Raw genomic sequence first — 8,486 nt, 5'->3', positions numbered from 1 at the left:
GAACCGGGCGCACCTCCCGCACCCACGGCCCCCCACCGGCCGGACACGCCTCCCGCACCCACGGCCCCCACAGGCCAGGCACGCCCCCGCACCCACGGCACCCCAGGAACCGGGCGCACCTCCCGCACCCACGGCACCCCACCGACCGAGCACGCCTCCCCCACCCACGGCACCCCACGGCCCGGGGACACCGCCCGCACCCGCGGCCCCCTCAGGGCCCCGCCGGACCCCCCGCAACCCCGTCCATCCCCTGAAACGATCTGGACCCGGCCCTCCCCCGCGGCGCACCATCGGCCCCATGGCGACCTTCCTCATCCTCCATGGCTTCCAGAACCACCGCCCTCCCGGCCACTGGCACCACTGGCTGGCCGGGGAGCTGCGGGCGCGCGGGCACGAGGTGCGCTATCCCCAGCTGCCCGAGCCGGACGCGCCCGTCCTGGACGACTGGGTGGCGGCGCTGCGCGCGCAGCTCCACCGTCCCGCCGAGGGCGAGTTCGTCGTGATCGCGCACAGCCTGTCCGTCCTGCTCTGGCTGCGGGCCGCCTCGCCCGACGTCGACCGGGTCCTGCTCGTCGCCCCGCCGTCCCCCGCCGTGACGGCCTCGATCCCCGAGATCGCCGCCTTCGCCGAGGGGCTCGAACTGGACGCCGTCCGGCTGAAGGCGCCTGCGCGGCTCGTGTACGCGGCCGGGGACCCGTACTGCCCCGAGGGCGCCGACGTGCACTACGGCACCCCGCTCGGCCTCGACACGGACGTCGTCCCCGGCGGCGCGCACCTCACGCCGGACTCCGGGTACGGGGAGTGGCCGTCGGTCCTCCGGTGGTGCGAGGACCCGGCGACGAGGCTGGGCCCCCGGTAGGGGGCCCAGAGGGGTGAGCGCTGCGGGACCGCGTGACCGCATCGGGTGACCGGCCGTGCGCCTGCCGCACCCCGGAGAGACCATCGATCCATGACCACCGAGATCCACCTCGCCCAGCAGCCGGAGGCCGACGAGCTGCTCGGCCGCTCCCCGCTCGCCGCGCTCGTCGGCATGCTGCTCGACCAGCAGGTCCCCATGGAGTGGGCGTTCTCCGGGCCGTACACGATCGCCCAGCGGCTCGGCACGGACGATCTCGACGCGGGGCAGATCGCCGCGTACGACCCCGAGGCCTTCGGCGCGCTGCTCTCCGAGAAGCCCGCCGTGCACCGCTACCCCGGCTCGATGGCCAAGCGGATCCAGCAGCTGTGCCGGTTCCTCGTCGACGAGTACGGCGGTGACGCCGAGGCCGTCTGGGCGGACGCGGGGAGCGGGAAGGAGCTGCTGGCCCGGCTGAAGGCGCTGCCCGGTTTCGGGGTGCAGAAGGCTCAGATCTTCCTCGCGCTGCTGGGCAAGCAGTACGGCGTACGTCCCCAGGGGTGGCGGGAGGCGGCCGGGGCGTACGGCGAGACCGGCTCGTACCGTTCGGCCGCGGACATCACAGGACCGGAGTCGCTCGCCAAGGTCCGTGCCTTCAAGCAGGAGGCGAAGCGCGCCGCAAAGGCGGCCAAATCGGCAGAGAATTGACGGTTCCGGATGTCAATCCTGCTAAATGCGACATGAATTGTCGCGGAGCTGTTCACAGGGAGCACCCGAGATCGCTAACTTCCCCTCAACCTCGTTCGCATCGGGAAGGACCTCTGTGAACGCATCCTCTCGCAGAGCCGCGGCCACCCTGGCCGCAGCCGCACTCGCTACCCCGCTCCTGCTGGCCGCCGCTTCCCCCGCCACCGCCACTCCGGACCCCGGGGCCAAGCCCGCCCGGGACGCCGCGCAGCTGGCGAAGAAGCTGGTCCGCGAGACGTCCGGAAAGGACGCCTACAAGCACCTGCAGAAGTTCCAGGCGATAGCCGACTCGGCCGGCGGTCACCGCGCGGCCGGCTCGCTCGGGCACGACGCCTCCGCGGCGTACGTGTACCAGCAGCTCAAGAAGGCCGGCTACAACGTCTCGTACCAGAAGTTCGAGTTCATCTACACGCAGACGCTGGCCGAGAAGGCCGCCGTGGTCTCCCCGGCGCCCCGCGACATCCAGATCTCGGCGATGACCTACACCAAGTCGACGCCGGTCGGCGGCATCAAGGCCGACCTCGCGACCGTCCCGGTCGACGCCGACGGCACCACCGGCTGCGAGCCGGCCGACTTCGCCTCCTCGACCTTCACCGGCAAGGTCGCCCTGATCAAGCGCGGCGGCTGCACCTTCGCCGTGAAGCAGGAGAACGCCGCGGCGGCGGGCGCAGCCGGCGCGATCATCTACAACAACACCGACGGCGCCCTCTCCGGCACGCTCGGCGACCCCGCGGCCGGGAAGATCCCGACCGGTGGCGTCACCCAGGCCGAGGGCGAGAAGCTCGCCGCCGACCTCGCCAAGGGCCCGGTGAACATCTCCTTCGAGATCCGCCAGCTCCAGGAGAAGCGCTCCACCAACAACGTCATCGCGGAGACGAAGGGCGGCAACGCGGCCAACACCGTGATGCTCGGCTCGCACCTCGACTCCGTGACCGCGGGCCCCGGCATCAACGACAACGGCTCCGGCTCCGCCGGTCTGCTCCAGGCCGCCCTGGAGCTCGCCGAGTCGAAGGACAAGGTCCGCAACAAGGTCCGCTTCGCCTGGTGGTCGGCCGAGGAGAACGGCCTGCTCGGATCCGAGCACTACGTCGCGAACATGAGCGAGCTGGACAAGAAGGAAGTCAAGCTCTACCTCAACTTCGACATGATCGCGTCGCCGAACTACGGCCTGTTCGTCTACGACGGCGACAACTCGGACAACGTCGGCGCGGGCGCGGGCCCCGAGGGCTCCGCCCAGCTCGAGCGCGACATCAACGAGTTCATGGACAAGCGCGGACTCCCGCACGAGGGCACCGACTTCACGGGCCGCTCGGACTACGGCCCGTTCATCGAGGTCGGCATCCCGTCGGGCGGCACCTTCACCGGCGCCGAGGGCATCAAGACGGCGGCGCAGGCGGCCAAGTTCGGCGGTACGGCGGGTGTCGCATACGACGTGAACTACCACGCGGCCGGTGACAACCTGTCGAACGTCAACATGAAGGCCTTCGACGCCAACATCGACGTCATCGCCAACGCCGTGGGCACCTACGCCCACGACATCAGCTCCCTGAGGAAGCCGGTCGTCTCCGTCCCGACGGAGGGCGACGCGGGCAGCGGCGGCGGCCTCCACGAGGACCACGGCCACGAGGTCACCGAGTAACACGGCCTCCCGAGCGCGGGCCCGGTCCCTTCGGGGGCCGGGCCCTACCTCTTCCGGCGGGCCGTGCCGAAGATCGAGCGGCTGATCTCGCGCCCCAGCTGCGTCCCGATCGACCGCGCCAGCGACTTGAAGACCCCGCTCCCCACCACCTGCTCGGCGAGAGACTCCTCTTCCTTCCGCGGCGCCCGCGCCGGCGTCTTCGCCGCCTCGGCCTCCTGCGCCTCCTGCGCCGCCCTCACCGCCGCCGCCTCCGCCGCCTGCTGCTCCGCCGTCAGCTTCTCGTACGCCGACTCCCGGTCCACCGCCTCCGCGTACCGCCCGTACAGCGGCGAGCCCTTCACCGCCGCCTCCAGTGCCGCCGCCTCGATCGGGCCCATCAGCGACTCCGGTGCCCGCAGCCGCGTCGCCGCCACCGGCGTCGGCGCGCCCGTCTCGCTCAGCACGGTCACCACCGCCTCGCCCGTCCCGAGGCCCGTCAGGACCTCCTCCAGGTCGTACGGCGACTTCGGGAACGTCCGTACCGTCGCCTTCAACGCCTTCGCGTCGTCCGGCGTGAAGGCCCGCAGCGCGTGCTGCACCCGGTTGCCCAGTTGGGCCAGCACGTCGCCCGGCACGTCCTTCGGCGTCTGGGTCACGAAGAAGATCCCGACGCCCTTCGAGCGAATCAGCCGCACCGTCTGCGTGATCGACTCCAGGAACGCCTTCGACGCCCCGTTGAACAGCAGATGCGCCTCGTCGAAGAAGAACACCAGCTTCGGCTTCTCCGGATCCCCGACCTCGGGCAGGTCGTTGAAGAGATCCGCCAGCATCCACATCAGGAACGTGGAGAAGAGCTGCGGCTTGTCCTGCACGGCCGGCAGCTCCAGTACGGACACCACCCCGCGCCCGTCCGCCGCCGTCCGCAGGAACTCGGCCGTGTCGAACTCCGGCTCCCCGAAGAACCCTCCCGCGCCCTGCTGCTCGAACGCCGTGATCGACCGCAGGATCACCCCCGCCGTCACCGTCGAGAGCCCGCCGATCCCCTTCAGCTCCGGCTTCCCCGTGTCCGAGACCAGGAAGGCCACCACCGCCCGCAGATCCTTCAGGTCGACCAGCTCCAGACCCTTGGAGTCCGCGTAGTGGAAGATCAGACCGAGCGACTGCTCCTGCGTCTGGTTCAGCTGGAGCACCTTCGACAACAGCACCGGACCGAAGCTGGTGACCGTCGCCCGCACCGGGATGCCGGGGCCGATGCCCCCGAGCCCGTAGAACTCGCAGGGGAAGCCCTTCGCCGCCCACTCCTGCCCCACCTGCCCGGCCCTCTCGCGTACCTTCTCGCCCTCCGCGCCCGGCGCCGAGATCCCGGAGACGTCCCCCTTGATGTCGGCGAGGAAGACGGGCACACCGTTCGCCGACAGCTGCTCCGCGATGAGCTGGAGGGTCTTCGTCTTGCCCGTGCCGGTCGCGCCGGCGACCAGGCCGTGGCGGTTGAGCATCGGAAGGGGGATGCGGATCGGCGCATCCGGGTGACATGTCCCGTCCCACAGCAACGCCCCCAGATCGAGCGCGGCCCCGGTGAAGGCGTACCCGGCCGCGATCTCGGTGGCCGGAGACTGCTCGCTCACGCTCATCAGAGGACCCCAATTCCCGTTTTGCGGAGGTTTGCCCCAGCATCCCACTGCGCTCGCGTGGCTGCGCCGGGAGCCGCTTGCCCGGTAGGCTTTCCGTGTGATCTTCAAGCGCATCGGAAACGGCCGGCCGTATCCCGACCACGGCCGGGAAAGCACCCGGCAGTGGGCGGACGTCGCCCCGCGCCCGGTCCGCCTCGATCAGCTGGTCACCACCAAGGGCCAGCTGGACCTGGAGACGCTGCTCGCGGAGGACTCGACCTTCTACGGCGACCTCTTCGCGCACGTCGTGAAGTGGCGGGGCGACCTCTACCTCGAGGACGGACTGCACCGCGCCGTGCGCGCGGCGCTCCAGCAGCGGCAGGTCCTGCACGCCCGCGTCCTGGAAATGGACTAGCGCGGCCCGCGGTTCTGACCCGTTCGAGCGCTCTCCCCGTCCATCCGGACGCGATCACATGATCGTCAAGTATCCAACTCCGACGCACGGCATTACGCTGCGTCCATGAGCATGCTCACTCCCCCCGGAATGGGCGGAAAATACCGCATCACGGGCGACAAGTACCCCCGTATGCGCCGCCCTCGGCACAGGCGCAGGATCGTCCTCGCGGCCGGGGCCGCCGTGGTCGTGCTCGGCGCGGCCGGGTGGGGAACCCTGCAGCTCGTCGACGTCTTCTCCGGCGGCGACGACACGAAGACGACGGCCGCTCGCGGCGCCGACTGCAAGCCCGTCGCCAAGGCGACGACGGCTCCCGTCGCCGCACTGCCCAAGCCCGCTCAGATCACGGTGAACGTCTACAACGCGACCCCGCGCAGCGGTCTCGCGAAGTCGACCGCCGACGAGCTGAAGAAGCGCGGGTTCGTCATCGGCAAGGTCGGCAACGCGCCCGCCGCGTACGACAAGAAGGTGCCCGGCGCCGGGATACTGCTCGGCGCCCCCGGGGCCGCCAAGGGCGCGTTCACGGTCCTGGGCACCCAGCTGAAGGGCGCCACGACCAAGACGGACACGCGCGCGACGGCGGACGTGGACCTGATCATCGGGACGGCCTTCAAGAGCCTGGACCCGAAAACGACGGCGGACGCGGCCCTGGTCGCTCTCAACAAGCCCAAGCCCGCGCCCACCGGTAAGTGCTGACGCCGTAGAAGCCGCCTTCCGTACGGCGTCGGAGCCGTACGGAACGCGAGGCGCCGTACTAGTCGGCCGTGCCGTACATGCGGTCGCCCGCGTCGCCCAGGCCCGGGACGATGTAGCCGTTCTCGTTGAGGCGCTCGTCGACCGAGGCGGTCACCACGGTCACCGGCGTGCCCGCCAGCTCGCGCTCCATGATCTCGACGCCCTCGGGGGCGGCGAGCAGCACGACGGCGGTCACATCGTCCGCGCCGCGCTTGATCAGCTCCCGGATGGCCGCGACGAGCGTGCCGCCGGTCGCCAGCATCGGGTCCAGGACGTACACCTGGCGGCCCGAGAGGTCCTCCGGCATCCGCGTCGCGTAGGTCGACGCCTCCAGCGTCTCCTCGTTGCGGATCATGCCGAGGAAACCGACCTCGGCGGTCGGCAGGAGCCGCACCATGCCGTCGAGCATCCCGAGGCCGGCACGGAGGATCGGGACCACCAGCGGCCGCGGGTACGACAGCTTCACGCCCGTCGTGGGCGTCACGGGGGTCTCGATGTCGACCTGCTCGGTCCGCACGTCCCTGGTGGCCTCGTAGGCGAGCAGGGTGACCAGCTCGTCGGCGAGCCGGCGGAAGGTCGGGGAGTCGGTGCGCTTGTCGCGCAGCGTGGTGAGCTTGTGGGCGACCAGCGGGTGATCGACGACGTGGAGACGCATGACCCCAACAGTAGCCCGCACTGGCATCAACCCACGCCGTGGAGGGAAGGTGGTGGCACAGGACCCAGTCGTGGGGTGGTGTGGCCCATGCCCGACCCGGCAGAGCCGGCCGACGCGAGAAGCGGCGAAACGCCGCCGGAGACGGACGCGGAGCGTCGCAGGCGCCGCGCCCAGTTCCTGCGCGAGCTGCACGAGGCGAAGGCGCTGCGCGAGCGCGTCCAGCCCCGGCGCGCGCGGGCGGCCAGGATGCGCCAGGCCATGCGGATGCGCACCTTCCGCTGGTGACGGCCACAGCGCCCGACGCCGCGTGTGCGCCCTCTGTGCGCCGGGGCCGTGCGCCGGTGCCGCGCGCCCACCCGTTCGCCGCCTCGATCAGACTGATGCACGACGCAAGAGCCGAAGACCTCTCCTGAAGCCGCCGTTTCTGCCACGATGCCGATTGGGCGGGGCATACGGAGCGCGCCGCCGGATCGTCACACCTCTGATCAGTGGGAGAGTCACGGTGTACTTCGCCGCACTGCTCGCGCGCACCGAAGACGGGTGGGAAGCGAGCGACACAGAGCTCGACGATGTGGAGACCCTGTCGGACCTGACCGAACTGGCCCGTGAGGCCTCGGTCGACGACGACACGGTGATCGTCTTCATCGAGGAGGAGGACGCCTGGTTCGGGCTCCTTCGGATCGAGGGTGAGGACGACCCTCGCATCTACGTGTCGGACGGGGCGGCCGCCGCCCGCTCCTCGTACGGGGAGATCCTCACCAAAGAACTGCTCGGCGACGACCAGGACGGCGACGCCGACGACCTGGACGCGCTCGACCTCGACGGCACGGAGGACGGCGAGCCTCTCGACCGCGGGGACGACGAAGAGGACTCGGGCACGGCAGCCGATGCCGTGCCGGCCGAACCGGTCGGTGACCGGCTGATCCTCGCGGATCTCGGCCTGTCCGAGAAGAGACTGCTGCTGCTGGAGAGCGACGCACTGGCGGAGATCGCGGACGCGCTGGGCGCCGCGGAGGTGCTGGAGACCGTTCGCTAGTGACAGAGACAGCACCCGACCCCGTACGGGATCCCTGGCGGGAGACCATGCGGCTCGCCCTCGCGGAGGCCGAGCAGGCCGTGCCGGCCGGTGACGTACCGGTCGGCGCGGTCGTGCTGTCCCCGGACGGCACGGTCCTCGCCGTCGGCCACAACGAGCGCGAGGCGACCGGCGACCCGACCGCCCACGCCGAGGTCCTGGCCCTGCGCCGGGCCGCGGCGAAAACCGGGGAGTGGCGGCTGACCGGCTGCACGCTCGTCGTGACCCTGGAGCCCTGTGTGATGTGCGCCGGCGCGCTCGTGCAGTCCAGGGTCGACCGGGTGGTGTTCGGCGCGCTCGACGAGAAGGCCGGCGCCGCGGGTTCGCTCTGGGACCTCGTACGGGACCGACGGCTGAACCACCGTCCCGAGGTGATCCACGGCGTCCTCGAAGAGGAGTGCGCGGCGCAGCTCACGGCGTTCTTCCGCAGCCGCTGAACCCCGCTCCGACCTGCGAAGCGATACGGATTTCATCGCAGGGGCCTCTTTGGGCTAAGCTCTCTCTCGGTAGCGTGTCCGAGCGGCCGAAGGAGCTCGCCTCGAAAGCGAGTGTGGCGCAAGTCACCGAGGGTTCAAATCCCTCCGCTACCGCTTCGATCGAAGGGCCTGGTGCATCGCACCGGGCCCTTCGGTGTATCCGAGGACCCGCGGGCCCCATGAGGAAGGCCCCGCCCCTTTTCCGCTGTTCGGCCGTTAGGCCTTCGGCTTTTCGGCCCTTCGGCGCCGTGCGCGGATCAGAGCCGCACGGTCTTCACCGC

Annotated in this window: 10 protein-coding genes and 1 tRNA gene; 9 read left to right on the top strand and 2 right to left on the bottom strand. The window is 70.9% G+C overall.

What is annotated here, in order from left to right; genetic code table 11:
* Positions 1-298: 298 nt before the first annotated feature.
* The 3 genes from ACFVZW_RS36165 (at position 299) to ACFVZW_RS36155 (ending at position 3,221) form a co-directional block, all read left to right on the top strand.
* Positions 299-859 carry an RBBP9/YdeN family alpha/beta hydrolase gene (locus ACFVZW_RS36165; protein WP_384530718.1) on the top strand — a complete coding sequence of 187 codons (561 nt, stop codon included), beginning with the start codon at positions 299-301 and terminating at the stop codon, positions 857-859.
* Positions 860-949: 90 nt separating this feature from the next.
* A complete protein-coding gene (locus ACFVZW_RS36160; RefSeq protein ID WP_384530716.1) occupies positions 950-1,543 on the top strand; it encodes an HhH-GPD-type base excision DNA repair protein in 594 nt (197 codons plus the stop codon).
* A 115-nt stretch (positions 1,544-1,658) separates the two neighbouring features.
* A complete protein-coding gene (locus tag ACFVZW_RS36155) occupies positions 1,659-3,221 on the top strand; it encodes a M28 family metallopeptidase (RefSeq protein WP_384530714.1) in 1,563 nt (520 codons plus the stop codon).
* A gap of 44 nt (positions 3,222-3,265) precedes the next feature.
* Here ACFVZW_RS36155 and ACFVZW_RS36150 read toward each other — a convergent pair whose 3' ends face one another.
* A complete protein-coding gene (locus ACFVZW_RS36150) occupies positions 3,266-4,831 on the bottom strand; it encodes a helicase HerA-like domain-containing protein (RefSeq protein ID WP_384530712.1) in 1,566 nt (521 codons plus the stop codon).
* A 97-nt stretch (positions 4,832-4,928) separates the two neighbouring features.
* Between ACFVZW_RS36150 and ACFVZW_RS36145 the strand changes: the two genes are divergently transcribed.
* The gene (locus tag ACFVZW_RS36145) at positions 4,929-5,225 is read left to right on the top strand and encodes a type II toxin-antitoxin system VapB family antitoxin (RefSeq protein WP_009067182.1); all 297 of its coding nucleotides are present in this window, start codon (positions 4,929-4,931) and stop codon (positions 5,223-5,225) included.
* A gap of 129 nt (positions 5,226-5,354) precedes the next feature.
* Complete coding sequence (locus ACFVZW_RS36140; protein WP_384530710.1) at positions 5,355-5,960, top strand: LytR C-terminal domain-containing protein; 606 nt, start codon at positions 5,355-5,357, stop codon at positions 5,958-5,960.
* Between the two features lie 58 nt (positions 5,961-6,018).
* On the opposite strand, the gene upp is transcribed toward ACFVZW_RS36140, so the two are convergent.
* A complete protein-coding gene (gene upp / locus ACFVZW_RS36135; protein WP_260230861.1) occupies positions 6,019-6,654 on the bottom strand; it encodes a uracil phosphoribosyltransferase in 636 nt (211 codons plus the stop codon).
* A gap of 87 nt (positions 6,655-6,741) precedes the next feature.
* On the opposite strand from upp, the gene ACFVZW_RS36130 reads away from it, so the two are divergent.
* The 4 genes from ACFVZW_RS36130 to ACFVZW_RS36115 all read left to right on the top strand — a co-directional run bounded on the left by ACFVZW_RS36130 (position 6,742) and on the right by ACFVZW_RS36115 (position 8,319).
* Complete coding sequence (locus tag ACFVZW_RS36130; protein ID WP_384530708.1) at positions 6,742-6,939, top strand: hypothetical protein; 198 nt, start codon at positions 6,742-6,744, stop codon at positions 6,937-6,939.
* Positions 6,940-7,156: 217 nt separating this feature from the next.
* Positions 7,157-7,690: a hypothetical protein gene (locus ACFVZW_RS36125; protein ID WP_384530706.1), complete on the top strand. Its 534-nt coding sequence runs from the start codon at positions 7,157-7,159 to the stop codon at positions 7,688-7,690.
* Positions 7,691-7,737: 47 nt separating this feature from the next.
* Positions 7,738-8,166, top strand: coding sequence for a tRNA adenosine(34) deaminase TadA (tadA, locus tag ACFVZW_RS36120; RefSeq protein ID WP_384530720.1), 429 nt, complete (start codon positions 7,738-7,740; stop codon positions 8,164-8,166).
* 68 nt (positions 8,167-8,234) lie between these two features.
* A tRNA-Ser gene (locus ACFVZW_RS36115) sits at positions 8,235-8,319 on the top strand.
* The last annotated feature ends 167 nt before the right edge of the window (positions 8,320-8,486 follow it).

Source organism: Streptomyces sp. NPDC059567 (assembly GCF_042735655.1).
GTDB lineage: Bacteria > Actinomycetota > Actinomycetes > Streptomycetales > Streptomycetaceae > Streptomyces.
The sequence above is the reverse complement of the archived record's forward strand: the minus strand, read 5'-3'. Positions and strand labels throughout refer to the sequence as shown.